The sequence below is a fragment of the Bifidobacterium catenulatum PV20-2 genome, assembly GCF_000800455.1.
GTDB lineage: Bacteria > Actinomycetota > Actinomycetes > Actinomycetales > Bifidobacteriaceae > Bifidobacterium > Bifidobacterium kashiwanohense_A.
This window is the reverse complement of sequence record NZ_CP007456.1, coordinates 1682417-1708602: the sequence shown is the minus strand read 5'-3', so window position 1 is coordinate 1708602 and position 26186 is coordinate 1682417. Positions and strand designations below refer to the sequence as shown.

Sequence of the window (26186 nt, the reverse complement as noted above, 5' to 3'; positions counted from 1 at the left end):
TTAGCTCCCTTTCTGGACGGCGAATCATTCGTTCGCCGTCCAGAAACATCACTTAGTGATGGTGTTGTAGGTAGGTAGATTGGTGTAATCGAACGACACGTTCTTCACGTTCGTCGCGGACACGGCGGCGACGTTGTCGTTCCACAGCGGAATCACCGGAAGATCCTTGGCCAGCACTTCCTGAGCCTTGGTGAAGTCCTCGGTTCGCTTCTTTACGTCGGTCTGGGCAAGTGTGGCGTTCAGGAGCTCGTCGAATTCCGCGCTCTTGTAATCACCATCGTTCGAACCATGACCGTCAGCGGAGCTGGAGGCATATAGCGGATTGAGATAATCTTCAGCGGACGGGTAATCCAGCATCCAGCCGGCACGGAACGCGGTTTTGATGGTGCGGTTGGTCACCTGGTTACGCACGTCGCTGAACGTGGCGTACGGCTCGCCAGCGGCGTCGATGTCGAGTGTGTTCTTGATCTGGTTGCACACGGCATCGACCCATTCCTTATGGCCGCCATCGGCGTTATAGGCGATTCGGAAGTTGCCGGACCATGGCTTGATGGCATTGGCTTTCTTCCAGAGTTCCTTGGCCTTGGAAGCGTTGTATTTCAGGTTGCTGCCGTTCTGTTCCAGTTTCTTCACATATTCGGGGACGAGCGGTGAAGTGAAATCGGTGGCAGGGGTCTTCGTGTTGTTGTAAACCTTCTTGACGATCTGGTCGCGGTCGATGGCCATGGAAATGGCCTGACGACGCAACTGGCCTTCTTCGTCGTTGCCGAAATGCTCAAGACGTTCCGGAATGATGAAGGACTGGAACGAGGATCCTGCCTGGCTGTAGGCGATCACGCTGGAATCCTGACGGAAGGTCTTCACCGCAGACTGTGGAATCTGATCCATCACGTCGAGGTTGCCGGACAGCACGTCGGAGTAAGCGGAATCCTCATTCGTGTAGACGCGGTATTCGATGCCTTTGTTGGACACCTTGCGGCTGCCCTTATAATCCTTGTTTGGTACGACGATGATGTTCTTGTCGTGGGACCAGGACTTGAACTTGTACGGACCATTGCCAATCGGAGCCTGACCGAACTTCTTGATGTCCTTAAACGCCACGCTTGGCAGCGGGAACATGGATTGGTGCGCGAGCTTGGTCGGGAATACGGAATCAGGCTTGTTCAGCTCGACGACCAGCGTGTAGTCGTCCGGGGTGGAAAGACCGGAAAGCGTGGCCTTCGGATCGACGTTCGGATCCTGCAGCTCGTCATAGCCCTTGATGGTGGAGAATCGGCTTGCGGTTTTCTGCGCGTTCTTCACATTGGCGGCGAAACTCCAGGTGTCGGCGAAGGAATGGGCGGTTACTGCCTCGCCGTTGGTGAACTTCCAGCCTTTCTTCAACTTGATTGTGTACGTGGTGGCATCCTCGTTCGGGGTGATACTCTCGGCGACTTCGAGATGTTGCTTGCCCTTTGCGTCAAAGCTCACCAGACCTTCGAACAGGTATCGAATAACTTTGCCGCCGCCCATTTCGTTGGTGTCGCTTGGAATTAGGCCGTTCTGCGGTTCGCTGTTGTTCACTGAAATCAGCGAGGTGCTATCGGAGCCGTTGGAGGCTGTGTCATCGCTGGACGACGAGCCGCATGCGGCGATCGACGTCAGCATGGCGCCCGCTGCGGCCATGGCCAGCAGTCGACGGAACGCGTTGTTCTTCATTTCATTCTCCTTTAATGTCGGCATTTCCGCCGATTATGTCGGCGAAAAACAGTAGGACACAATATAGGAGTTTTATAAAATTTTCGTGTTACGTCTCAATTTGGAAACGAACAGCTCGCAGGCGATGAATACGGCGTGTCCGCATCCAATGCGTGTGCGGACGCCATCCTCAGCTTTCCAGGAATGAGGGAATGGCCTCGGCCGCCGCATGGCCCGCGCGGTACATGCGTTCCAAACCTTCGAACGACTTGCTCAACGTGCTTAAACCATACAGGCTTTCCGGTGCGAGAATAAGCACGCGGCCGTCTTTCTCGTATTCCTTGGCCAACACCACTTCATCGTTCTCTGAAGCTGCTGTTTTCTTGACTCTACGCGCGTATTGAGGACATTTGCGCTCATTCGCCGATCAGCGATCGAGCAGCGACTGCGCTAACCGTGCAATTCGTTCGCAAGTGTCTGAATTCGCAAGTTCAATACCGCCGTCGGCATGGTCCGGCGCAAGTTTGCCCAACGATTCGAGCACCACGCCAAGATGGCGCACGGTACCGGCGTTACCGTCGATGATCGCAGCTGAACTCGGCAGCAATTCGCGGAAATAGTCACGATAGAACACGAAATGCGTGCAGCCAAGCACTACCGAATCAATCGTCGACAAATCATACTGGTCGAAATACTCATGCAACGTGCGCATCACCGTGTCATGATCGTCAAGCAGGCCATGTTCGACGATCTCCACCAAACCGGGGCATGGTTCCGGAAAAATCGTATGATCGGCTTTGAACCGGTCCATCAACACGGCGAATTTCTTCTCGCGCAACGTAAGGGGAGTGGCGGCCACGATCACGCGCTGACGATGGCCCTCACCACGGTCGCATGCCACTTTCAATGCCGGTTCCATGCCGATGATTGGAATGTCGTAGCGGTCGCGCAGTTCGTTGGCTGCTGCGGAAGTTGCGGTATTGCAGGCGATCACCACCGCTTTCACACCTTGTTTCACGAAACGCTCCACGATGGTGTTCGACAGGTCGCGCACCTGTTCCGGAGATTTCGTGCCATATGGGGCGTTTGCGGAGTCGCCGAAATAGAGCACACGCTCATTCGGCATGTTATGGCGGATCTCACGGACCACGGAAATACCTCCCAAACCGGAGTCGAATACGCCGATTGGTGCCGTTGAAGTCATGATTCCTCCTGCGATTGCCAGACTTAGCCTGCCTCCAATAGCCTACCGCGTGTAGAGTGAATTGGTATGAGCATTCCGAACATTGTTTACAAAGCGCACGCCACAGGCAACGATTTCGTGGTGTATGTTGACCCCGAAGGAGCGTATGAGCCGACCGCCGACGAAGTGCGAATGCTGTGCGAGCGTCATTTCGGCATTGGCGGCGACGGACTGATTCGTCTCGCCCACCCGAAATACGTTTCCGACCTGAATGATGCCCAAGTGGACGAATGCGCTGCCGGGGACGCGCAATGGTTCATGGATTACCGTAACGCCGACGGATCATTGGCCGAAATGTGCGGCAACGGCACACGAGCCATCACCCTGTTCGCGCAACGTCAGGGTATCGCCGACCAGCCGGGTGGCAAACCATTCCGCCTTGGCACGCGCGCCGGCGTGAAAGTGCTGACGTCGCTCGGCAATGTGCCCGGCCTCGGCAACGACGTGTTCCAGGTGGAAATGGGCGCGTGGAAGCGTGGTGACCTCGACTTCTACGAGGTAACGATTCCGGGAACCAAGGGTTCCGCGCGAGGCACGTTCGTGGACATGGGCAATCCGCATGTGGTCGCCGTCATCGAAGACGCGTTCTCCAGCCTGCCGACCGTGGAACAGCTTGATCTGGTGACCAAGCCGGTCGTCTCGCCCCAGATCGAAAGCGACCAGAACGTTGAATTCGTGCGTATCGACGAACAAAGCGAAGGCGACAACGAGGGCAGCGCCACCATGCGCGTCAACGAGCGCGGCTGCGGCGAAACGCTGTCGTGCGGTACGGGCCTGTGCGCCACCGCCATCACCCTGTGCGCCAAAACAGGTATCGACCATTGGACGATCACCGTACGTGGCGGCATCTTGCGCGTCGACGTGACCGACGATGATGTGAAACTCACCGGATCGGCCACCATCGTCGGCAAAATCGAACTGCTGTAAGACTGCTGTAAGACGGTTTTCGCGCGAATCTCATATGAGAAACCGAAATCCGCAAATAAATACAAGAGAAGCCGGCTGTTTCCAGTCGGCTTCTCTTGTATTCAGGCAAATATTTGATATTGCGTAGATTGTTGGCTGACGTCAGCTGAACAGCATCGGGCCATCCTTGACGAGAATGATCACGATCAATGCCACAATCCATACGGCATCGACCATTAGATCGTAATTAAGACGGTAGTAAGTGCGTACGCCCGCACCTTTGGCCGGAATCCCCTGAACCACCGTCGTGGCATGAGACAACGCCATGAACTGCACGGTAGTGGAGAACATCAGACACAGGCACCACGGGCATAGCGCGTTGATCACAAACAACGACTGTGAGGTCAGCCAATACGAATAAGCCAGCGCGGCCAGTCCGCCCAGCCATGTGCACAACGCAAACCAGCGAGGCACGGCAACCTTCATCAATCCAATCACCGCAATCGTTACAAACACTGATTCCGCGGCGATACCGAAGAATGCATTCGGGAAACTCAAACCGGCGAACTTCACAATCTCAGCCTGCCACGATTCCGCAACCGTGGAACACGACATCACGGCATTCACATCACAGCTGAGCTTCTGACCGGGATTGCGCGCCAATTTCAGTGTCTCGGCGGAAAGCACGAACGATACGACCAGCGCGACCGCCGAAGCGACCAGCATGATCAGATACGTCCAAGTGGCGCTGTGACGCCAGCCGCGCGGCTTCGTGTAATCATCGTCGAGAGTGGCTTCGACAACCAGTTCGCCGGGAAAATCACTCATCATGCATCCTTGAATCAAAATACAAACGTTGTCATCGTTTAGTTTACGCGGTATTGTGCCGCGTTGCGACGAAGAACAGCTTACGATGGATACATGATTCGCGTAGGCACTGCGGCACCGCCCGCTGAAGGTTGGGACATTCACTGCCATACCGTTTTTTCCGACGGTACGGAAACGCCGCGTACGTTGCTGAAAGAGGCACAATCATTACGATTGCATGGTGTTGCGATTGCCGACCATGACACGACCTCCGGTTGGCAGGATGCGTTGGCTGCTTCGCGACAGATCGGATTGCCGTTGTTACGCGGTACGGAAATCACTGCCGTCGATGAGAACGTATCCGTGCATATGCTCGCGTTTCAATATGATCCGCTGAACGCCGATATCAGCGAGATGTTCGCGTCCACCCGCGAGGCCAGATTGCGGCGCACCAAACGTATGGTGGAACTGATGGCACAGGATTTTCCGATTACGTGGGATGATGTGCTCGCGCAGGTGCGTGAAGGCAATCGCACTACGATAGGCCGGCCGCATATCGCCGACGCGTTGGTGGCTGCCGGCGTGTATGAAACACGATCCGACGCTTTCGCCGATGCGGTGAGCGCAACGTCGAAATATTACATTCCCACGCCATCACCGACCACGCATGATGTGGTGGCCGCAGTCAAAGGTGCGGGCGGGGTGGTGGTTATCGCCCACGCCGGAGACCCCCGACGCAATCGGACATTACTGACCGACCGGCAAATCGAATCTCTCATTACCGAAGGTTTGGACGGTTTGGAAGTGTGGCATCGCGGCAATCCGCCAGAACAGCGTGAGCGTCTGCTCGCCATTGCGCGCCGGCACGACCTGCTGGTGACCGGCGGATCCGATTGGCACGGTAAAGGCAAGCCGAATGCGCTGGGGGAGAACCTCACCAGCGACGAAACGGTTCAGGAAATCATCAATCGAGGCGTCCGCTTGAGCAAATAATCGTCGAAGGCGAAAATAAAAAACCGAAACGTAATCATCGATGCGTAATTGAGATATGAAACCAGGAACGAGTTGATCGCTCAAAATGGAAAAGCCAGGCGCGAACGTCTGGCTTTTCTTGTTACGTCGAAAACGTGTGTTTCAGTTCAAAGCTGAAATCTGGTGATGCGAACGGATCAGAGGTTGCCGAAACCGACGGCGTGCTTGGTCTCGGAACCGATGATGGCGTAGCCGAGCGATCCTGCCGGCACCACGATGCGACGACCCTTGTCGTCCGTCAGATTGATGGTCTTGCCGTTCTCCACGGCGTCGGCGATGGCCGCATTGACCTCATCGGCGCTCTGTTCGGTGCTGAAGGTGACGGTGCGGGCCACATTCTGAATGCCGAGTTCAATATCCATGGATGCTCCTTTGTGATAATGCGCAATGCATGCGCACGTGTATGTACGGGTTATGTGCGCCTATTTTACGCGTAGCTTCTCATCGGTGGCGTCTTCCGCCTCCCACTGATTGATCTGCGCCTGCGCTTTCTGCATGGTCGCCTCATCTCGCTCCAACAGTGGAATGAGTACTGTCGCGGCCTCACTGTGCGATGCGGGAATCGATTCCTCGTTCGTATCGTCGTTGTCGTCGGCCGTTTCCAGCCTGCTGATTACCATGGTGGAACTTGACGGCATGGATTCGTGCCGTTCTTTTGCGGAACGTTCCGGAATGAAAGTACTGACTGAGGTCGCCTCACGTGCGTTTGTATTGCCGGATGCTGCTTGTGATTGCTGGGTTCCTGCCGGTACGAACGCTTCCGTCGCGTCGTTGACGATTTCCTTCGTCTTGCGGACCGGCTGGGAACCGGTAACGTCGAAATCTCCAGTGGAATCATCCATATCCACAGCGTCGATATGACGTTCGCCGGTCGTGTCGGAATCATTCTGCTGTGCGGCCGCGTTACGGCGACGCTCCGATTCGTTCAGTAACGTGCCTACGGTGATTGTGCTCGGCGGGCGCTGGGGTCGATCCTTGGACTCCTGCTTCGGTTTGGTTTGTGTGCGATTCTTCGCCGTGGCAACACCCAACTGATGCGCCAAACGTTCCACCTGCGCCTTGAATTGCATAATCTTGGCGTTGTCTGCCTTGTTCAAAGCGGAAATGAAATCGCCTACCTGTTCCATCTGCAGCCACAGATTGGCGCGCAGCATAATCAGATCATCCAGGCGGTTGCCCAACATGCGACCATATGCGGAAAGCAGAGCGTTACGGTGATTCTCATCAAGTTTGGCGAAAATCCAAGCCAAATCGCGGGCAGGATCGTTTACCTGCATGTCCTGCCAATTTGTGACCGCGGTGATGGACGAATCGGAGAACAGCAAATCGCCGTCACGCAATCCGCCATGCACCGGGCAAGTGGAGAACGACCATAGTCCGTCGGTCTCAAGAATATTCGCCCAACTGGTGGTGATCTCCTGCGGAACATGCCCGGCTTGGCACAACCGTTTGATCCAAGCGGTCAGCTGTGCGCGAATCTGGCCGGTGGCAAACGTCGGATAGCCCGCTTCCTGCAGGAAGTCGGGGCGAAGGCGATGAATCGCCCCTAAAGCGGTGCCTACGCTGGAGCAATCGTCCAGAGTCAGCAGCTCCAACGGCCGTGCCTGCCCCACATGATGGGTGGCGACGAGCACGGATGTGTCTCCAGTGGCGGAATGCTTCAAATCGCCGTTGGAAAAAGCCACTATGTGATCGACGGCAAAACCCAATCCGCCTAATTCGCGGGCTTGCGCGAGCGTCTGCGCAGCACGCACGCGACCGGCAAGACGTTTACGACCTTCAGGCGTGTTGGATGCGAACACGTCATACAGTTTGCCTGCTGCATCCTGAACCACGGCATGGTCGATTCCATACCCTTCGTCGGTCGGGTTGGTCTGTTCGCTGGTGCGCGCGCCGGCAATGGCGGCATTGGGCATTGTCGCGCTGGTCAGGGCAGCCATCATAAATTTACTTCGTTCGGTCACAATTCCAACCTTAATACACAATAGGGGCGAAGTGACGCCGACTTGCCCGTAAAATTGCCGGCAAACCACCAGTAAATCGACGATACATCATATTGCGCCATCATGGCGGGCATATTGGGTGCGTCAGGCAAGACATGCAATGACATCTCAGCAAACGCCTGCGCCGATGACGGCAATCTGCCACAATGGAACACATGAGTGCAACAGTGGAAGAGATTCTCGACGGGTTAGATGACGCACAACGGGCTGCCGCAACGGCAGTGGACGGTCCGGTGCGCATCATCGCGGGCGCGGGCGCGGGCAAAACGCGGACCGTAACCCGCAGAATCGCTTATGCGTGCGCCACCAAAGCATGGAATCCACGAAGCACGATGGCGGTCACGTTCTCCGTCAAGGCGGCGGCGGAAATGCGCAGCCGACTGTCGAAGCTTGATGTCGCAGCTGACGTCAAAGCCGCGACCTTCCATTCCGCGGCTCTCCACCAGCTTCGCCAGGTTTGGCCGGACGTGTGCGAAGGACCGATGCCGTTCATCTGCCGAAATCCGCGGGAGCTGGTGGAGCGTTCGCTGCGCCGCGTCACCACCTTCCAGGTGGATGACGACACCATACGCAACCTGCAGGCGGAAATCAACTGGTGCAAAATCTCACTGATCGCGCCGGAAGATTACGCGCGCGTTTGCGCGGCAATGCATCGTCAGCCGCCTTCAGGTCTTGAACCAAGCCAATTCGTAGACGTATACAAAGCGTATGAAGCTGAAAAAACAAATCGCAATGAAATCGATTTCGACGATATTCTGCTGATCGTATGCCATTTGATGGAAAGCGATGAAGACGTAGCCTCAGCCATCCGCTCCAATATCGCATGGCTCACCGTCGACGAATATCAGGACGTTTCGCCATTGCAACACCGCTTGCTCACCCGATGGCTCGGCTCAAACCGCAATATCTGCGTGGTAGGAGATCCCGCACAAACCATTTACTCGTTCGCGGGTGCAAGCAGTTACAGTCTGCTCAATTTCGCTTCGGAATTCGGTCCGCTCACCGCAGACATCAACCTCAACAACGACTACCGTTCCACGCCGCAAATCGTCAACTATGCCAATCGTGTGCTTGCGGCATCGCCGCAACGGGCCGATTATCTGAAGCTCAGCTCTGAAAGGAGCAAAGGGCGAAGGGTTACGGAAACCATATACGGCAGTGATTGGGAAGAGGCACAAGGCGTAGCGGCACGTATTCGCAAATTGGTGGATGCGGGGGAGTCGCCGGCCGATTGCGCGATTCTCACCAGAGTCAACGCACAGCAGAAAATCCTGTGCAAGGCATTGGGTGAACAGCATCTGAGATACCGCGTGCGCAGGGATAGCGGATGGCAGAATTCCGCGCTTTCCGACGATGCGCAAACCAGATTGGCCATGTTGGAAGCATTGGGTGTCGGTGCGGATCTGAGCGGTGTGACCATTTCCACCATCCACGCATCCAAGGGTCTGGAATTCAAACACGTATTCCTTATCGGCTGTTCGGAAGGGCTCATACCGTATGGGGCACCGCAAGAGGGCGACGTGCTTGAAGAGGAGCGCAGACTCATGTATGTGGCTGTGACGCGCGCCGAGGACACGCTTGACGTTTCATATGCGCGCACCCGTGAAGGCAATGAGGGCGAAAGGGCACGACGGGTGTCACGCTTCTTCCTCTGATACTTCTTAACGGAAGAAGCGCGATTACTCGGCGTCAGTTTCGTTGTTGCTGCCGGATTCTGCGGAATCGTCAGAGCCGCCGCCATTGGTATCGGATTCGCCGCCCTTGTGCTCTTCCTCGTCAAGCAGCTTGCTGAGTTCGGCATCCCAATCGATGGTCATGCCATCGGCATCGCCAAGGGGCTGTGGTGCCGTGCCGGTTGCGTTGGAAGCGGCGAACGTCGTATTTTCCGTATTTTCCGACGATCCGTTGTTCTGCGATTGTGAGGCGTTGCCATCGTCATCATTCGGTAGTTGCGGCAACAGATCGGGATGCGACCATTTCACGTCTCGTGCCTGCGCACCTTCCGTAGCGCAGATGTTATCCCACAATGCGGCCGCTTCACGCATGCGCTTCGGGCGCAATTGCAAGCCGATCAGGCTTTCGAAGGTGCGTTCCGCAGGGCCTCCGATGGCGCGCTCGCGGCGGAGCATCTCACGAAGCTGTTCGATATGCGGAATATGGGCCATGCCGGCGCGCCACACTACGGTGTCTACCCAGCCCTCGACCAAGGCGAGCAGATTCTCCAGCGATTTCATGGCCTGCTGTTGTTCAGGCGTGTCGGGGAACGCCACCTTGGTGATGTTCACCGCGTCGGCCATGGAATCCGGGTCGACGGACTGCGCATCGCGAATCTGCTCCTCCATGGCGTCCAAATCGATGCTGGTGCCACGGGCATATTTGCCCAACAGAGCCTCGAAGCGTGGCATCAGCCACGGCACGGAAGCATACAGGCGCGAATGGGCGAGCTCCTGCAATGCAAGATAGCTCATCACTTCAGTCACGTCGATTTCCAAGGATTTGGCGTATTCGACGACGTTCTGTACAATCAGGCCGCCAGCCGGATTCTTCAGCAGTGAAATACCTTGGTCGAAACTGCCGCGCACCTCATGCGACAGATCGCCGGCGGCGCGTCCCAGCTGCATGGCAAACGACGTGTTGCCGACGAAACGCATCAGCTTTGCCGGATCCTTCATATCATCAGGAATCGGAATCTGCACCGGACCAGCGAAAATGCCGGAAACTTCTGTATGAAACTCCGAATCTCCAAAGCGCTGAGACAAAATCGAAGCCAGCGCGTCGCTCATCGACTCGGCTATGGGAGACGCGAACTGCGCCCAGGAATCAATGCAGCCTTCCACCCATCCAGCGCGGGTGAGCACCTGCGTCTCGCCCTGTGCGGGATTGAACTCGCAGGCGGTATCGAGCCACAGATTCGCCTCGCTGATGGCACGGCGAGCCATCTCTGCGTATTCCGCGCTCACGCTGGTTTCAGATCCCTCGCCATTGGCCTGCTGCAATGCCAATGATTTTGCCAATTTGACGTTGATTGGACCTTCTTCGGTAATATGCTGGATGTCCCCGAAAGTGTTGAGCCCGCCCGCGGTGAACGCCTGCATCATCGACCTGACCTCAGCCGGTTTGGGAAGCTTGCTTACATCCTGACTCATTAGCTGGTCGCGCAACTCCTCCGGCATGTTGGAAAACTGGTTCCATGCCATCTCGCCTTGAATTGGTCCGAAACAATCGATAAACCATTGGCGGATCGCGTTCTCGTCCATGCCGGCCCTGCCTTTTCCTAAGCGTTTTTTCAAGTTTGGTTGGTTCCATACTATGCTATGGGAGGTATGCCCAAGATGAAGGAAACACGACGATTTTACGGCAAAAACACACGTAACTGCGCTCTGGGACGTGTCAAACGATGGCTGATAAACGCGGAAGGTTGGCTGTCCGCGCGTTCATGGCGTTATCTTGCAGGGCCGGTGGTGGCGGTACTGTGCGTATTGGTGTTGATTATGCCCAGCGCGTATGTGGTGCAGGTGCCCGGTCCAACGCAGAATGTGCTCGGGGAGGTTTCCGGCAAGCAGGTCATCGCCGTTTCCGGTGTGAAAACGTATAAGGATTCAGGCCAACTGCTGTTGGTTACGGTCAACGCTTCAGGTGTGCCAGGGTACCCGGTGTCAAACGCGCAGGCATTGGTGGCGTGGGCCGATTCGAAATCCACAGTGATGCCTCAGGAGGCGGTGGTTCCTGTCGGGCAGACCGCAGAGGAATACAAGCAGTCCAGCGACAAGGAGATGACGTCATCGCAGGATTCCGCCACCGCAGCGGCGAAAAAGTTCCTGGAAGAGCACGGTTATGACGTGTCCGGCATGAAGGTGTCCATGCATGTGGACGACATCGGCGGGCCGTCGGCGGGCATGATGTACACGCTTGGTCTGATCGACAAGGTGACCGGTGAAAAACTTTCCGGGGGTAAGATCATCGCGGGAACGGGCACGATGAACGACAAAGGTGAAGTCGGTGCAATCGGAGGCATTCGTTTGAAGATGCTCGGAGCGAAACGCGACGGAGCAACTTGGTTCCTCGCCCCGGAATCCAATTGTTCCAGCGTTGTGGATCATATTCCGGAAGGTTTGAACGTGGTGAAGGTGTCCACTTTGCAGGAGGCGTACGATGCGCTGATTGCCATCCGAGACGGCAAGGGTGCATCCCTGCCGCAATGCTCCGCGAAAGAGTGACGCATTCTTGACGCATTCCGAGATATAAGAAAAAACAATCTCGCAAAGTGAGCAATTCCGCGGTTCGTAATGTATATGTTCGAGCAGTGTTGGTATATTGACGAACGTGAATCAAACGGCATCTGATAACGCTGAAGAATTCGGTTTCCACGCCGGCGACCTGGTACAGGAATGGCTGTGGGACGATGATGTGGACGACTCGATCCGCGCCAAGATCGAGGAGCTGACCGGTGAAGAGCTGGTCGACGAGGACTATGATTCCGCCGTTGATGGCGTGATTATTTGGTGGCGCGACGGCGATGACGAAGACGAACTGTCTGACACCATTGTCGATGCGTATGCGGTCCTTGGAGACGATGGTCCATTGTGGGTGCTTACCCCGAAGCCGGGGCGCCCGGGCGCGGCAAGTTCAAGCACCGTGCAGTCCGCCGCGAAGACCGCCGGCATGAATGCAGCCACGCCGCTGACCGTCAGCGGTGACTGGAACGGCATCCGTCTGCGCGCATTCGGTAAAGGCCGCTGATCGTATTCGTTTTGCCCGCCTCGGCACGTATGGCCAAGGTCGGGCGCTCATATAAAGGCTTGGAATCACACGATTCCAAGCCTTTTTTGCTTGCGGAAGCGGTCGAAGAAGATGTTTCCATGAAATTGTCCATATTGAATCGGCAAGCGTTGACGGAGGCTTTGACGAAACATTGACAAAAGTCATGACTTTGCTGACATGCGCGCGAGATAACTGGAAATGTCAGAAGAACCGGAACGGCTTATTCTCCGCGGAAACAAAAGGTGGGCGATAAGGGACTCGAACCCCTGACATCCACCGTGTAAAGGTGGCGCTCTAACCAACTGAGCTAATCGCCCGCAAAACTCTACTGTACAGTATTCGTTGCCGGCGACAGCCTCAACGTGTGTCGCGTTGCCAGATAAGGGGTTCATCCCATGGTGAATGCGTGGGAAAAACGGTGCGATTTGAGTGTCGATTCACTGATTTTTCTACGCGAAAGAGGCGAGCGTCGAATCAATCACGTAAAGTAGTTGCGTTGAGTAGTGCAGTAGGAGGTCGATAGCCAATGGCGCAAGAACCTGAATCCGAGAGGAACGCATCGGGGATCGCTCGTACTTCGAAGCGCAAGTGGGGGTACGATTCCGAACAGGTGGACGCTTTTCTTGAGCGTGCGCACATGCTATACGAAGGTGAGGGAGCGCAACTCACCCAGCATGATATTCAAAATGTTTCTTTCGATTTGGTCAAGGGCGGCTATGTGATTGCCCAGGTGGACGCGGCCCTTGCCCGGCTGGAGCGTGCTGTGGTAGACAAGCAGACCACATGGGAGATCTCGCAGCATGGCCGCGTGGCGTGGAAGGCACAGACCGAAACCCTGTTCAGTCAGCTTGATGCCCACTCCAAACGTGAGCACGGCGAACGTTTCAAGCCAGGAGAAGGCAAGGACCCGAGCTATGACCGTAAGCAAGTGGATCGCATCGTTGATCAGTGCCTGACGAAGGCCGCTGGCGAGCTCGGCGTGGAGGAAGTGTCGGGAGACGATGCCAAGAAACTCGTCGATCTGAACTCCCAGACCGTGGCGAATGTGATCTTCACCCAGCGCAAGGGCAAGCGTGGCTATGACGAGCGTCAGGTGGATTATTACCTGAACGAATGCGTGCAGCTGCTGACCAGACTCGAATCCTATGCTCGTGTGGCTGACTTCGTGGGTGAGCCCTCCGAAAGCGCGATGGCCGCAGTAAATCCGTCCGCAACCAGTCTGGCATCCCAAGAGACGCAGGTGGTCTCGCCGCTATTCGCCGTTCCAGCAGTTTCCGCAGAACCTATTGCGCAGCCCGCTCAGGTTCAAAACAGCACTGACTCCTTCGACGCTTTGAATAAGGCGGAACGTGAGATTTTCACCACGCCTGCGACGTCCCCGGTGAGCATTCCGGTCGCTCAAGCCGCTGCGCCGACGCATGCTCCTGTGGTTCCGCCCGTGTTCCAGCCAACCATCAGCACCCCGCCGGCTCCGGTAACTCCGGCAGCTCCTGTAACGTCGGAACCTCAGGCTGCTCCGGTTGCTCCAGCGGCTCCGGAACAGTCGTTGGCACACCTGTTCAAAGCGTCCAATACGGTTGCCGAGGAGCCATCTTCCGTAGGAACGGAAACCGAAGCGTTCAATCCGCTTTCTGATGATGGCGAGCCGAGCTATGATGCTCCGGCCGCTCCTGCGGCTCCTGTGATTCCAGACACTCCGGTCGCGCATCAGCCAGAAGAGTCTCACGGCATCAACATCGCTCCCGATTCTTCGTTGGCTGCCTTGGCGCAGATGGCCCAGAACATCGACGCTCCCGATCCGGTCGAAGACACGTTCACCCCGCGCATGCCGAGCCTGTCGACGCCGAACCTTCCGCAGGTCAATACCGACTCGATCAATCTCGGAACCTTGCCGACCGTCCCGCCCTCCTTCACGCCGGAACCAGCAACCTCCGCAGGTCACTCGACAACGGCAACTTCCGTTGAACCGGCGAAACCGGCAGAGGAAGAGAAGAAGAACGAAACCAAGCCGGTAATCAATCCGATGTTCGAAGCGCCCAACAGCAATCTGGATGTCGATATTCCCGACCTGTCGTTCCCTTCTTTTGAATAGGCAATCGCATTGAACAGGCTGGCGTAACCGTCAGCCTGTTTTCACGTTCACACGAGCAAACAAAAACAATACGGAGCACACGCATAACCCATGCAAACCTCAACCGTAGTCATTCTCGGATCCACCGGATCCATCGGCACTCAAGGCCTTGACGTCATCTCCCGCCATCTCGACCGCTTCAACGTGGTCGGACTTGCCGCAGGCGGCTCCCACGTGGAACTTCTGGCCCAACAGGCAGCACAATTCCACGTCTCAACAGTCGCTGTTTTCAAAGAAAGCGCGGCAAAAGCACTACGTGAGGCACTAAAGCAAGCTGGCGCAGACAATGTGGAAATCACAGCCGGACCGGAAGCTGTGGTTGCCATGGCCGGGTCCGGAGCCGACGTGGTATTGAACGGCATCACCGGATCCATCGGACTTGAACCTTCCATCGCGGCACTGCAGGCAGGATCGCAGCTGGCTCTCGCCAACAAGGAATCCGTAGTGGCAGGGGGGCATTTGCTGTTCGACGCGCAAGTGCGTGCCCAGCAGATCAATCCGGTCGATTCCGAACATTCCGCCATCTGGCAGTCGTTGCGTTCAGGCACACATGGTGAAGTGTCGAAGCTGGTCGTCACCGCTTCGGGCGGGCCATTCCGTGGTTGGAAACGCGAACAGATGACCGATATCACACCGGAACAGGCGTTGAACCACCCCACTTGGAATATGGGTCCGGTGGTGACCATCAACTCGTCCACACTGATGAACAAGGGACTTGAAGTCATTGAGGCGAGTCGTCTATTCGACATGCCTCCGAGCCGCATTGACGTGACCGTGCATCCGCAGTCTATCGTGCACTCCATGGTGGAATTCCGCGATGGTGCCACCATTGCTCAGGCTTCGCCGCCTGACATGCGCCTTCCAATCGCGCTTGGACTGTCCGCGCCGGAACGACTTGGCAATATCGCGGCGGCATGTGATTGGACAAAAGCCGCGACTTGGACGTTCGAACCGCTCGACGATGAGGCGTTCCCCGCGGTGAGCTTGGCTCGACACTGCCTGGAAGCTTCCGAAAAGCATACAGCCGTGTTGAACGCTGCCAACGAGCAGGCCGTCCATGCCTTCCTCGAACATCGTCTGCCATATCTCGGCATCGTCGATACCGTCAGGGAAGTGTTGGACGAAATGGACGCGGAGCTGCGTGGCAATCCGCTGTTCGCTTCCGTGGAGGAAATGAGCCAACTCGAGCTGGAAGCTCGCCATCGTGCCGACAACCTGATAAACAAGTAACGGAAAACGAAACAAGACAAACAGACGAAACGTGAGTGACACAAGGCTCCCTGTGTTGGGAGCCTTGTTATTGCAAGGATTTGACGTATGCCAGAAATCGAAAAGCCGTTCCGTAAAACCGGTGAGGCAGCCATCAGCGAAAGCCCATTGCATCCGCGCCGCAAGTCCCACCGCATCATGGTCGGACCGGTGCCGGTAGGTGGGGGAGCGCCAATTTCGGTGCAATCCATGACCAACACGCTGACCGCTAATGTGCCCGCAACATTGCAACAGATCGCCGAACTGACCGCAGCCGGATGCGACATCGTGCGCGTGGCCGTGCCAAGTCAGGATGATGCTGACGCACTGCCGGAAATCGTGAAGAGATCGCCGATTCCGGTAATCGCCGATATTCATTTTCAAAGCAAATACGTGTTTCAGGCTATCGATGCGGGTTGTGCCGCGGTACGCGTGAATCCGGGCAATATTCGCAAATTCGATGAGGTTGGTCCCTCCATCTGCAAGGCCGCCACTGATGCGGGCATTTCGTTGCGCATCGGCGTGAACGCGGGCTCGCTCGATAAGGAACTGTATGCGAAATATGGTGGTCCGACACCGGAAGCGTTGGTTGCGTCCGCCATGAAGGAGGCGCGCATGTTTGAAGACGTCGGCTTCCACGATTTCAAGATTTCCGTCAAACATCATGATGTGATCACCATGGTGGAGACGTACCGTCTGCTCGCGTCCAAAGGCGATTGGCCGCTGCATCTCGGCGTTACCGAGGCGGGTCCCGCATGGCAGGGTACGATCAAAAGCTGTCTTGCATTCGGTGCGCTGCTGGCTGAAGGTATTGGAGATACGATTCGTGTTTCACTGTCCGCACCGCCCGTCGAAGAAGTGAAAGTTGGCTGCAAACTGCTGGAATACATGGGATTGCGCCCGCGTAAGTTTGATATTATCTCCTGCCCGAGCTGCGGCCGTTCCCAGGTTGACGTGATTCAGCTGGCCAATGCCGTGACCGAAGGATTGAAGGACGTGACCGCGCCGATTCGTGTGGCCGTGATGGGTTGTATCGTGAACGGTCCAGGTGAGGCACGCGAAGCCGATCTGGGTGTGGCATCCGGCAACGGCAAGGGGCAGATTTTCATCAAGGGCAAGGTTATTCAGACCGTTCCTGAAGATCAGATTGTGGAAACGTTGCTGGCCAAAGCGCAGGAAATTGCCGCACAGATGGAAGCGGACGGGCAGGTGCCAATCAATGCCACCGGCCCTGTAGTGGTGCCGGTGGCACAGGGCAATTGCTGATTCGTTGAGTGCTGATTCGTTGGTTACAGGCGGTCGATCACAGATTGTGATCGGCCGCCTGTTGATTTTCGCTGACTGTTGATTGTCATTTCAGCTGGGGCCGGTACAATGAACGGCGTGTCAGATCAGGAACGTCAGTCAGCCATGTCCAGCGGGGAAATTCAATCCAGTCAGTGGACGAGAAGCAAACGACTGATGGTCAGCCTGCCCATTTTCATCATATTGTTGGGCATTCTGGTATCGGTCTCCAATCTGACGGCATCATCATGGAATTACGAGCCGACCGGGCAAACCATCGAAACGTTGACGTCCGACACCTCCGTGACCTTCGACAATCCTTCGGGCAAATCCCTTGCCAAACAAGGCGATTACGAAGTGACGCAAAGATATGTCACCATCGACGCCAAACAACCTTCAACCGGTGAAATCCAACATATCAAAGTGCTGATCCGTGAGCCGAAAGGCGCAGGGAATAATCGGCCTGGCGTGGTGTTCATGCATGGAGCAGGCTATGGCACATGCGATAACTCCTTCGGAGACATGGCGTTTGCGCTCTCATCCGCGGGTTTCGTGACGGCTGTGCTTGACAAGCCGGTGTGGTCCACCAACGATGCGACCCGTGACTATCCCGGCTCCGCGGCCATCTACGATCAGGTCATCAGCATGTTGCGTGATCTCGACAACGTTGACGCTTCGAATGTTGGCATTTACGCGACTTCCGAAAGCACCTGGATTTCCTCGTATCTGCTGGGGCAAGATCCTGATGTGGCGTTCCAAGTGCTGTTGAGCCCAATGGTGTATTCGCCACGATATTCGTTGGGATTCCTTGCGGCGCAGGATTTCGCGCTGGTCGGAGCGCATGATGGATACCAGTCCATTGTGCGCCGCGCGTTCAACATCGATGCGGAATTGTTCGGCCTGACCAATCTCGACCTCGACACGTTGAATCCCCAAGCCTATTCCATTCCCACGCTTGTGGCGTACGGCACCAAAGATGTGATGACCGCGCAGGTGGAAGGCACGGAGAAAATCATTGATATGGCGCATAAGGCGGGCAATTGGGACGTGACCGTACGCACATATCCGATCGCCAACCATGTGCTCCGACTCGGCGACGAATCCAACAGCGGCACTCCGTTCGCCGACGCTTACGTGGATGATGTGATCAGTTGGGCCGTCGGTACCACGCAAGGACTGGAGCAGACCAGCGAACGTGTGGCCGGCACCAACCTGTACCAGTCGATCGCGGTTCCGTTGGAATTGCGGGCGAATAGTGGGCTGACCATCTATCTGGTGGTGTTGCATGCCAGCATGGTGCTGTTGCTACTGGTGATCGGCGTGCTGTGGCTGATTGTGCTCGTACGAAAGATTTGGGCGCGTGCACATCGACGCCGATATGTGTTGGGGCTGAGACCTGTGTTCAAAAACGCGTTGATTACGCTTGCCGTTGCCACCATGGTCACTTTTGTGCTGTTTGGTGCAGGATTGGGCGAAGTGGTTATGGGCGTGGTCAAGCTAGCGTGGGGTGGCGCTCCCGCCGAGGACCCGGGCATGATGTATTGGAGTTGGCCGGTTATTCAAATGGTGTGCGTTGTTGTGGTGTGGGCATGGTCCCGCGTGTTCATGCGTCTTATCGAGGAGGCGACGAATCGTGGCCTTGCACAATGGCCACCACGTAAAGGGGCTATAGGCGCGATTGTGAGTGGCCGACAGCCGGTGCTCGCGTCGACGCGATTCGGACGTGTGATGTTTTGGATCACGGCGGTCACCATGCTGTATGTGCTGTTGGTGTTCGCGTTCTGGGGATTGTTTATTTACTGATATCGCAGGAGAGTGCGGCTGGCGCGAGAACGTGCGGAAAGTATAGATAGTTCAATTGGGACAACGAGGCAAGGCGAAGGAGGTGTGTGAATGCCGTTGTATCAGGACGAGGGCGTGGTCTTGCGCACCGTCAAACTTGGCGAAGCTGATCGTATTGTCACTTTGCTGACACGCGACCATGGCAAAATCCGTGCCGTCGCCAAAGGTGTGCGTCGAACCAAATCGCGTTTCGGAGGGCGTTTAGAGCCTTTCATGCGTGTCTCGTTGCTTATTGCGGAAGGGCGTTCGCTTGATGTGATTTCCCAAGCCGAGTCGGTCTCGGCGTATGCGAGAGACATCTGCGCCGATTTCAAGGCGTATGCCGCAGCGAATGTGATTTGCGAAACCGCTGACAAGCTGGTAGTGACGGAGCATGAGCGTTCCGTGGCACAGTATCGGCTGGTGTTGGGAGCATTGAATGCCCTTTCCAAGCATGCGCATGAGGCTGCTGCGATTGGCGATTCCTACGTGATGCGTGCCCTTGCGATTGCTGGTTGGACGCCGCGTTTGCGTGCCTGCGTGGTGTGCAGGGATCCGATTTCTGCTGATCGTCCATGGTTCTTCTCGATTTCCGCAGGTGGCCTGATGTGTTCGACCGATCATATTCGTGAATCGTTTGACGTTTCGTGGAATGCGATCTGCCAGTTGCAAGCGCTTGTAGACGGCGATTGGGGAGAGCTGGACGGCACGGCGTTGCTTCCGAAAACCCGTCAAATGGTGGAAAAATGGGGTGAATACTATTTGGAACGTCCGATTCGTTCCATGCGCTTGCTAGATTAGCGGGTATGGCTTTTGAGAACGTGGATTACAAGTCCCTTGACATTCCGGCGGCACCATTTTCTGACCCGTCGATTATTCCTGATTTTCCAAAAAATAAGGTTCCGCGCCATATCGGCGTGATTATGGACGGCAACGGTCGTTGGGCGCAGCAGCGTGGGCTGATTCGCACTGACGGGCATCAGGCTGCCGAACCGGTGGTGTTCGACACCATCGCAGGTGCCATCGAAGCCGGTGTGCGCTACCTGTCGCTGTATACGTTCTCCACGGAGAACTGGAAGCGTTCCCCGCAGGAAGTGCGCTTCCTGATGGGCTTCTCGCGTGACATCATCCACCGTCGTGTGGAGCAGATGAACGCGTGGGGCGTGCGCGTGCGCTGGTCCGGTCGCCGTCCGAAACTATGGAAATCCGTTATCGACGAATTGGAAAAAGCACAGGAACGTACCAAAAACAACACGACCATCGACGTGGTGTTCTGCCTGAATTACGGCGGACGTGCCGAAATCGCGGATGCTTGCGCGGCAATCGCAAAGGAAGTGCGTGATGGAAAGATCTCCGGCGATCGTATAACGGAAAAAATGATTGCCGAACACCTGTACAATCCTGATATCCCTGATTGTGATTTGGTGATTCGTACTTCCGGCGAACAGCGCACGTCGAATTTCCTGCCGTGGGAAGCGGCATATGCCGAACTTGATTTCGTGCCGGAACTGTTCCCCGATTGCGGTCGAGACGTGCTATGGCGTTCGATCGACCACTACATTCACCGCGACCGTCGTTTCGGCGGCGTAAAAAAGTAGTTTTGACTAATTGATCGCGTTCACTGCGGGGAGAGTATGAGGTTCTTCCCGCAGTGTATTACTGCAGAGACTTGATGCGGGTGGTGAAGTCGGAGACGAAACGGGCTGCGTCGACTTGTAGGGCTACGTGCACGCGGGGGGAGTTGAGGTTGATCAGGCCGGCGGGATCGCCGATGGTTCGGCCTCGTGTGCCGTGAAAATCGCTGGTTTCGAGTTCGACTTTCATTGGCAGATTAATGCAGGTCACTAGTGACGGATCCACGGCGACGGCTGCGGCCAGCGGATCATGCAAAGGCATGCCTTGAGAAAACAGGCGCGCATCGGCTTTGTAATTCGCGGCAATGGAGAAATCAGCCATGTCAGCGAGGAATGCGCGCACATCGGAAGCAGATGGGCTTGAGTCCGGACTCGAGTTTTGAGCTAAAGCTGCATTCGAATTACCGGCTGAACCACCAAGTGTGTCAGCATTCGCTGCTTCACGCCAAGCACAGGTCGCATCGGGACCCATCAGGCATTGATGCGTTACGTCCAGGCCGACCATGGTGATGTCGGCACCGGAATGGAACACGCGATCTGCGGCTTCCGGATCCTGAATGATGTTCGTTTCCGCAGTCAGATCCCAACAGTTGCCTTCCTGCGTCAACGTGCCACCCATCATCACCAGTTTGAGTTTGCCGGCAATATCCGGTGCGGCCGCGATCGCAGCATCAATATCGGTCAGCGGACCGGTCGCAACTACAGTGACGTCGAAACCATAAGCGCGAACCTGATCAATAATGAACTGCACGCCTTCGGAAACCGAGTTGGCGGAAGAATCAGCAGCATGAATAGAAGAAGCCGAATCCGTAGTAAGCGATAATTCAAACGAATCAACCGCAGGATTCGCATGAACATCATCCAACGCATATCCGCCAACGGAAATCAGACTACGGTAATCGCGAGAAAAAACAGTATCGGAACCGGAATTATCCGAAAAAATATCTGAAAAAGCAGTATCCGAAGACGAACTATCGCAAGCCGGGCCGAATCCTCCCAATCCGTCCGTGCCGTGAAACTGTGCGCAACCTGCATCCGGAATGAAACAGCGAGCCCATGAAGGATGCGACGATCCACGTGTCACCGGAATGTGCCGAAACCCCAACCGTTCCAGCACATACGAAGTATTGCGAACCGCAGTGTCGACGGAAACATTGCCGTACGTGCCGATCACGCCAAGCACGTCAACAGTGTCGAACGTCGCAAGATATGCCAACGCCAGTGCATCGTCGATACCGGTGTCCACATCAAGAATCAGTCGTGTCATATTTTTATTTAATCAAACTCGTGCAATGAAGCCAAATGCAACGCATAATGGTGCGGCATCCCACAAACCATATTCAACCCATACTGAGCAAGCAGTGTTGGGCATGAAATAAAAATGCAGGATGCCGTATTCCAATATTTTCGATTATTCGCACCTAAACGGGTTACAAACCTACTCGTTCAAACCCGATTATTTCAGGAATTCGTCGGTGGCAAGATCCTTGGCTTGCGGAGCGGTATGCACCACTTTGCCATGCGAGTCGGTGTAGGCATTTTCTTCGGCGATGAAATCAAAGTATCGCTGTGCCCCCTTCGTGTCGTTGGTGCCGAACACGAACGAGCCATCATTGATCTTGGCTGGATCGCCCCAATACTGGCCGTCCACGATGGTCTTCATGCTCTTCTTGACGAAAGCCGGCTTGAGATTCGCGTCGGGAGCTTCCTTCACAAGGATTTCAGCGGCATCGTCCGGGTGCGAGTAGGCGTATTCGTATCCCTTTTTAGCAGCCTGCGTGAACTTCCTCACCAGATCCGGATTGGAGGAGATGGTTTTGGTGTTGGTGATGATTCCGATGGTGTCCGCATTGCCCGGCACACCGTAATCGGGTTCGGTGAAGCAATTGAGTTTCGGACCGTACATATCTGCTTGCACGCCTTCCCAAGTGGCGTAGAATCCGCCGAAATCGGCTTTGCCACTCGACAGCGTCTGGAACGTGGATGTGCCGACCGTCACTTTGTCGAACGTGCCCTTGCCGCCATCGGTCTGGATCATGCGGCGGATCACCGCGTCGGATTCGTTCGAGCCGAACGTGGCGAAAGTCTTGCCGTCGAAGTCCTTCGGAGACTTGATCGAAGTGTTCGAAGCAAGGGAGCACCAGATGGCGCTTGGTTTCTGCTGTACCTGCAGCACTTGCTTGATTTTTGCGCCTTTTAGCGTGTATGTGCCCACATTGGTGAGGTTGGATAGGGCGAAGTCGGCCATGCCGTTGTTCACGGCCTGTTCGGCACCAGCCTGTGCCACGGCCACGATGTCAACGTCAAGACCTGCCTCTTTGAAATAGCCCTTGTTTTTTGCCACATACACGCCGATATGATTGGTGTCGGGCGCCCAAGAGAGCATGAATGTCACTTTTTTCAGACCGTTGCCGTCGGTCGTGGCCTTCGTGGAGTCGTTGCTTTGCCCGCATGCGGTGACGCTGAATAGCATGGCGATTGCGCTGAAGAGCGCGATTAGTTTGCCTACGATGTGAGTATGTGCGGTGGCGTCATGCCTGCTGAAGATGCTCATAAAGCGATTTCCCTTGAATCTATCTTCTCTATCGTTTTCTAGGGATATGCTGCGAGCGGAGTTCGGGCAGAAAACGATATGAAGGGCCTTAGGCCCCCGCTCGTCCAATGCCCCCGCCATTCCTTATGGTGCCTAGTGAAAGGCGTGGAATATTGCCGGTTTGCCACACATTGGCCTTAACAGCGGGTTTCATTATATGCAGGCAGTGTGACCGGCTACATAATGCGGAGTGGCGGAATGCTGCAAATGCTGCGATTGCAGAAAGCCGATAATGTTTGGGTGTTTGACTTACTGATCCGCATCCGGATCGGCGTCGGCATCGGCAGGGCCGAGCAGCACGCGTTCGCTGAGATTCACTAGGCACATCAAAATGCCAGTGATGACGATGATGACAAGCGTCGCCGAAAAGATCAGCGGCGTGCGGAACGAGTTGTAGGCGGCCTGTAGCCAAATGCCAAGACCCTTGCGTGCGCCCAAATATTCTGCGGTGGCGGCAGTGGCGAAAATGTATGCGCCGGAAACGCGGATGCCGCCATAAATCTGACGAGCGGCAACACGCAACTTCACATGCCACAGTGTCCACGCTTTCGTGGCACCACAAGTCAGCGCAACATCCGAATAAAACTGGGGGACCGCTTCAAGACCGCGAATCGTCTGCACTGCAATCGGGAATAAGCCGAATACTGTTACGATCACGATTTTTCCGGAAATTTCAAAACCGAACCAAATCAAGAACAGGGGAGCGATGGAAATCAACGGCATGGTCTGCGCGGCCGAAAGCAACGGGAACAATGCGGCGTTCGCAATGCGCGAACAGTACAACAATATGCCGATAAGAATGCCGAACAGTACGGCGAATAGAAAACCGACGGTGCCTTCAAGCAGGGTAACTTGGGTGGCGGGCCATAACGTCGACCAGGTTTCGGCGGTGGCCTGCGCGATTTCGCTCGGCGCGGCAATCATGGTGCTGGGCACATTGTCGATACGAACCCACGCCTCCCAAACCACCAACAGCAACACTACTGCGATAACTGTGGGAACGCTGCGCTTGCAGATACTCAGAACAGTGGAGAAAGATCGTGAGATCACTGACTGAGCATGTTCAGAGTGTATGTGTTGAACGTGCGAAACCGCCATCGTTCACCTTGCTTTCTGCGCCATAGTGGGCGCGCACGTGACCGGTGGCGAGAAATCAGTAAGGTGAGGAGCCTGCCCGCGTTCCGGTCAGAAAAGTTCATTACCGGGGTGCCAGTATAAAGCACTCCCTAAACCACGTTCTGAAACGAAAATCGTTCTTCAACCAACACGTAAGTCATAACTTGCGGTATAACGCAAGGTGGGTTCCGTATCTTGCCTGACACGGAACCCACCTTACTATTTACCCCTTGCCACTGCCTTGTATCAGCTTCACTCCAGTCCGATGGACTTCATGGTGTGGAGCTTCAAGGACTTGATCTCAAGCGTGCCGGATTCGGCAACAAGCTTGATGGCGCGCGGACCTTCGGAAGCGTAGCTGAAGGAGCTCATGGCCTGGTGGCCGTCGTTCACATACACTTCCACGCAGCCGCGATCCACAAACACGCGCAGCTTGAGTTCGCCGGAAGCCAGTTCTTCGGTGGAAAGCGGGGCGGTACGGTAGCCGCGATCACCCTGGGCTGCGGCCTGACGGTCGATTACCACACGACCGATCTGATCGTCGAACGCCACGTACGTATAAGCGCCGTCTTCAGTCGCGTGAATCTTCAGACCAGCACGTTCCGCAGTGGAGGCGTTGAGATCGATGGTCATTTCAATTTCGACGGCTTCAGCATCATCAGCAATGGTCTGCTCGCCATTGACACCAAGTGAGATTGCACCAAAATCGGTGGTGTTTTCACGCAAGCCCTCCATTTCGGCAACCGGAGCGGTGTGTAAATCGCCGTCGGCACCCAGCGTGATCTCACGCGGAAGGGTCATGTTGCCGCACCAGCCGTCATCCTGCATCGGAATCGGCTCAACGAACGGGCTCATCCAGCCGTATACGATCTGGCGTTCGCCGTCGTTGAACGACTGCGGAGCATAATAGTTGTGGCCGCAATCCCACAGGCGGAAGTCGGTTTCCGGCTTGAACTGCTCGCCCGGAGTCCACGTGCCGATCATGTAGCCGGCGTTGTTGACGTTACGGTTCATGAAGCCGGACGGCTTGGCACCCATGGCGGAGAAGCCGATAACCCACTTCTCGTTGCCTTCGGCGTCCTTGATCGGGAAGAAGTCCGGGCACTCAAGCATAAATACGTTCGGATCCGGATGCTCGAACAGTACCTGCTCATAGGTCCACTTGACCATATCATCGGAGGAGAACAGCCACATCTGGCCGCGCTTCTCGGCAGAGGAGACACCGAAGGTCATGTACCACTTGTCGCCGGTCTTCCAGACCTTCGGATCTCGGTAGTGGTGGTTGACCTTGTCGGTCGGGCAATCAATGATCATGCCGCGCTTGGTGGCGCTGGTCAGCTCATCGTTGTCTGGTTCGGCGAGCATCTGTACCTGCCAGTCGCCGCCAGTGTTGTCCTTGCCGTTGGCCCAACGGTGGCCGGTGTAGTAGAACTTGAGTTCGCCGTCGTCGCCAATCACTGCGGAACCGGAGAAGACGCCGTCCTTTTCCTCTTCCAGAGACGGGGCGAACATAATCGGTTCACGCTTCCAATTGACCATATCGGCGGAGGAGACGTGGCCCCAATGCATCGGGCCCCACTGGGTGCCATACGGGTGCAGCTGGTAGAAGACGTGCCAACGGCCCTTGTAGAAGCACAGGCCGTTCGGATCGTTGATCCAACCGCCGTTGGATGCGATGTGGAACTTCGGGTACCAGCGGTTGTTTCGTTCGGCGGCCATGGCCGCAACGCCTGCTTCCGCCTGTGCCAGAGCTTCGCTGTGGTTCTTGATTTCGTGGAGGACGGGTGCATCCGGAGTGAAGTCAGTCATCGTTGAACAGCCTTTCTTAATGATTGTTGAATCTTGCGATTGTTGAATTGTTGCGTATTGAGTTTTTAAGTGAGAGTTTTTAAGAATGCTGCCCGAAGCGGAAAAAGGGTGAAACGCTTCG

Annotated in this window: 21 protein-coding genes, 1 tRNA gene and 1 pseudogene; 11 read left to right on the top strand and 12 right to left on the bottom strand. The window is 55.8% G+C overall.

Annotation, left to right across the window (positions count from 1 at the left end; all coding sequences use genetic code 11):
* Positions 1-48 precede the first annotated feature (48 nt).
* From AH68_RS07510 to murI, 3 genes and pseudogenes are all read right to left on the bottom strand, one after another.
* Positions 49-1698, bottom strand: coding sequence for a peptide ABC transporter substrate-binding protein (locus tag AH68_RS07510; RefSeq protein ID WP_395947796.1), 1650 nt, complete (start codon positions 1696-1698; stop codon positions 49-51).
* Between the two features lie 169 nt (positions 1699-1867).
* Positions 1868-2044: pseudogene (locus tag AH68_RS10845) on the bottom strand (patatin family protein); the annotation flags it as partial.
* A 60-nt stretch (positions 2045-2104) separates the two neighbouring features.
* Positions 2105-2881: a glutamate racemase gene (murI, locus tag AH68_RS07505; RefSeq protein WP_039199036.1), complete on the bottom strand. Its 777-nt coding sequence runs from the start codon at positions 2879-2881 to the stop codon at positions 2105-2107.
* Positions 2882-2947: 66 nt separating this feature from the next.
* On the opposite strand from murI, the gene dapF reads away from it, so the two are divergent.
* The gene (gene dapF / locus AH68_RS07500; RefSeq protein WP_039199033.1) at positions 2948-3847 is read left to right on the top strand and encodes a diaminopimelate epimerase; all 900 of its coding nucleotides are present in this window, start codon (positions 2948-2950) and stop codon (positions 3845-3847) included.
* Positions 3848-3988: 141 nt separating this feature from the next.
* Here dapF and AH68_RS07495 read toward each other — a convergent pair whose 3' ends face one another.
* The gene (locus AH68_RS07495; protein ID WP_052189188.1) at positions 3989-4654 is read right to left on the bottom strand and encodes a vitamin K epoxide reductase family protein; all 666 of its coding nucleotides are present in this window, start codon (positions 4652-4654) and stop codon (positions 3989-3991) included.
* 93 nt (positions 4655-4747) lie between these two features.
* Here AH68_RS07495 and AH68_RS07490 point away from each other — a divergent pair, with 93 nt between their 5' ends.
* The gene (locus AH68_RS07490; protein WP_039199031.1) at positions 4748-5626 is read left to right on the top strand and encodes a PHP domain-containing protein; all 879 of its coding nucleotides are present in this window, start codon (positions 4748-4750) and stop codon (positions 5624-5626) included.
* Positions 5627-5802: 176 nt separating this feature from the next.
* On the opposite strand, the gene AH68_RS07485 is transcribed toward AH68_RS07490, so the two are convergent.
* Together AH68_RS07485 and AH68_RS07480 are read right to left on the bottom strand one after the other, a co-directional pair.
* Complete coding sequence (locus tag AH68_RS07485) at positions 5803-6027, bottom strand: DUF3107 domain-containing protein (protein ID WP_034880914.1); 225 nt, start codon at positions 6025-6027, stop codon at positions 5803-5805.
* A gap of 60 nt (positions 6028-6087) precedes the next feature.
* Positions 6088-7608: a phosphotransferase gene (locus tag AH68_RS07480; protein ID WP_039199027.1), complete on the bottom strand. Its 1521-nt coding sequence runs from the start codon at positions 7606-7608 to the stop codon at positions 6088-6090.
* 206 nt (positions 7609-7814) lie between these two features.
* Here AH68_RS07480 and AH68_RS07475 point away from each other — a divergent pair, with 206 nt between their 5' ends.
* The gene (locus AH68_RS07475) at positions 7815-9323 is read left to right on the top strand and encodes an ATP-dependent helicase (protein ID WP_039199025.1); all 1509 of its coding nucleotides are present in this window, start codon (positions 7815-7817) and stop codon (positions 9321-9323) included.
* A 24-nt stretch (positions 9324-9347) separates the two neighbouring features.
* On the opposite strand, the gene AH68_RS07470 is transcribed toward AH68_RS07475, so the two are convergent.
* Positions 9348-10925, bottom strand: a complete 1578-nt coding sequence (locus AH68_RS07470; RefSeq protein WP_039199023.1) for a zinc-dependent metalloprotease — start codon at positions 10923-10925, stop codon at positions 9348-9350.
* Positions 10926-10991: 66 nt separating this feature from the next.
* Here AH68_RS07470 and AH68_RS07465 point away from each other — a divergent pair, with 66 nt between their 5' ends.
* Together AH68_RS07465 and AH68_RS07460 are read left to right on the top strand one after the other, a co-directional pair.
* The gene (locus tag AH68_RS07465; protein WP_081995906.1) at positions 10992-11885 is read left to right on the top strand and encodes a YlbL family protein; all 894 of its coding nucleotides are present in this window, start codon (positions 10992-10994) and stop codon (positions 11883-11885) included.
* 97 nt (positions 11886-11982) lie between these two features.
* Positions 11983-12408 (top strand): DUF3052 domain-containing protein, encoded by a 426-nt coding sequence (locus AH68_RS07460; protein ID WP_004220767.1) that lies wholly within the window; start codon positions 11983-11985, stop codon positions 12406-12408.
* A 264-nt stretch (positions 12409-12672) separates the two neighbouring features.
* Here the strand turns inward: AH68_RS07460 and AH68_RS07455 are convergent.
* Positions 12673-12746, bottom strand: a tRNA-Val gene (locus AH68_RS07455).
* A 209-nt stretch (positions 12747-12955) separates the two neighbouring features.
* On the opposite strand from AH68_RS07455, the gene AH68_RS07450 reads away from it, so the two are divergent.
* From AH68_RS07450 to AH68_RS07425, 6 genes are all read left to right on the top strand, one after another.
* The gene (locus AH68_RS07450) at positions 12956-14521 is read left to right on the top strand and encodes a DivIVA domain-containing protein (protein WP_039199021.1); all 1566 of its coding nucleotides are present in this window, start codon (positions 12956-12958) and stop codon (positions 14519-14521) included.
* A 90-nt stretch (positions 14522-14611) separates the two neighbouring features.
* Positions 14612-15790, top strand: coding sequence for a 1-deoxy-D-xylulose-5-phosphate reductoisomerase (gene dxr, locus AH68_RS07445; RefSeq protein ID WP_039199019.1), 1179 nt, complete (start codon positions 14612-14614; stop codon positions 15788-15790).
* 87 nt (positions 15791-15877) lie between these two features.
* Positions 15878-17074 carry a flavodoxin-dependent (E)-4-hydroxy-3-methylbut-2-enyl-diphosphate synthase gene (gene ispG / locus AH68_RS07440; protein WP_039199017.1) on the top strand — a complete coding sequence of 399 codons (1197 nt, stop codon included), beginning with the start codon at positions 15878-15880 and terminating at the stop codon, positions 17072-17074.
* Positions 17075-17182: 108 nt separating this feature from the next.
* Positions 17183-18895, top strand: a complete 1713-nt coding sequence (locus AH68_RS07435) for an alpha/beta hydrolase family protein (RefSeq protein ID WP_039199015.1) — start codon at positions 17183-17185, stop codon at positions 18893-18895.
* Positions 18896-18985: 90 nt separating this feature from the next.
* A complete protein-coding gene (recO, locus tag AH68_RS07430; RefSeq protein WP_039199014.1) occupies positions 18986-19714 on the top strand; it encodes a DNA repair protein RecO in 729 nt (242 codons plus the stop codon).
* Between the two features lie 5 nt (positions 19715-19719).
* Positions 19720-20511 carry an isoprenyl transferase gene (locus AH68_RS07425; protein ID WP_039199013.1) on the top strand — a complete coding sequence of 264 codons (792 nt, stop codon included), beginning with the start codon at positions 19720-19722 and terminating at the stop codon, positions 20509-20511.
* 58 nt (positions 20512-20569) lie between these two features.
* Here AH68_RS07425 and AH68_RS07420 read toward each other — a convergent pair whose 3' ends face one another.
* From AH68_RS07420 to AH68_RS07405, 4 genes are all read right to left on the bottom strand, one after another.
* Positions 20570-21814, bottom strand: a complete 1245-nt coding sequence (locus tag AH68_RS07420; RefSeq protein ID WP_039199010.1) for a nucleoside hydrolase — start codon at positions 21812-21814, stop codon at positions 20570-20572.
* Between the two features lie 189 nt (positions 21815-22003).
* Positions 22004-23101, bottom strand: a complete 1098-nt coding sequence (locus tag AH68_RS07415) for an ABC transporter substrate-binding protein (RefSeq protein ID WP_052189187.1) — start codon at positions 23099-23101, stop codon at positions 22004-22006.
* 288 nt (positions 23102-23389) lie between these two features.
* The gene (locus tag AH68_RS07410) at positions 23390-24238 is read right to left on the bottom strand and encodes an ABC transporter permease (protein WP_039199008.1); all 849 of its coding nucleotides are present in this window, start codon (positions 24236-24238) and stop codon (positions 23390-23392) included.
* A 270-nt stretch (positions 24239-24508) separates the two neighbouring features.
* Entirely contained in the window at positions 24509-26065 is a 1557-nt protein-coding gene (locus AH68_RS07405) for a glycoside hydrolase family 32 protein (RefSeq protein WP_039199006.1), read from the bottom strand.
* Between the last annotated feature and the right edge of the window lie 121 nt (positions 26066-26186).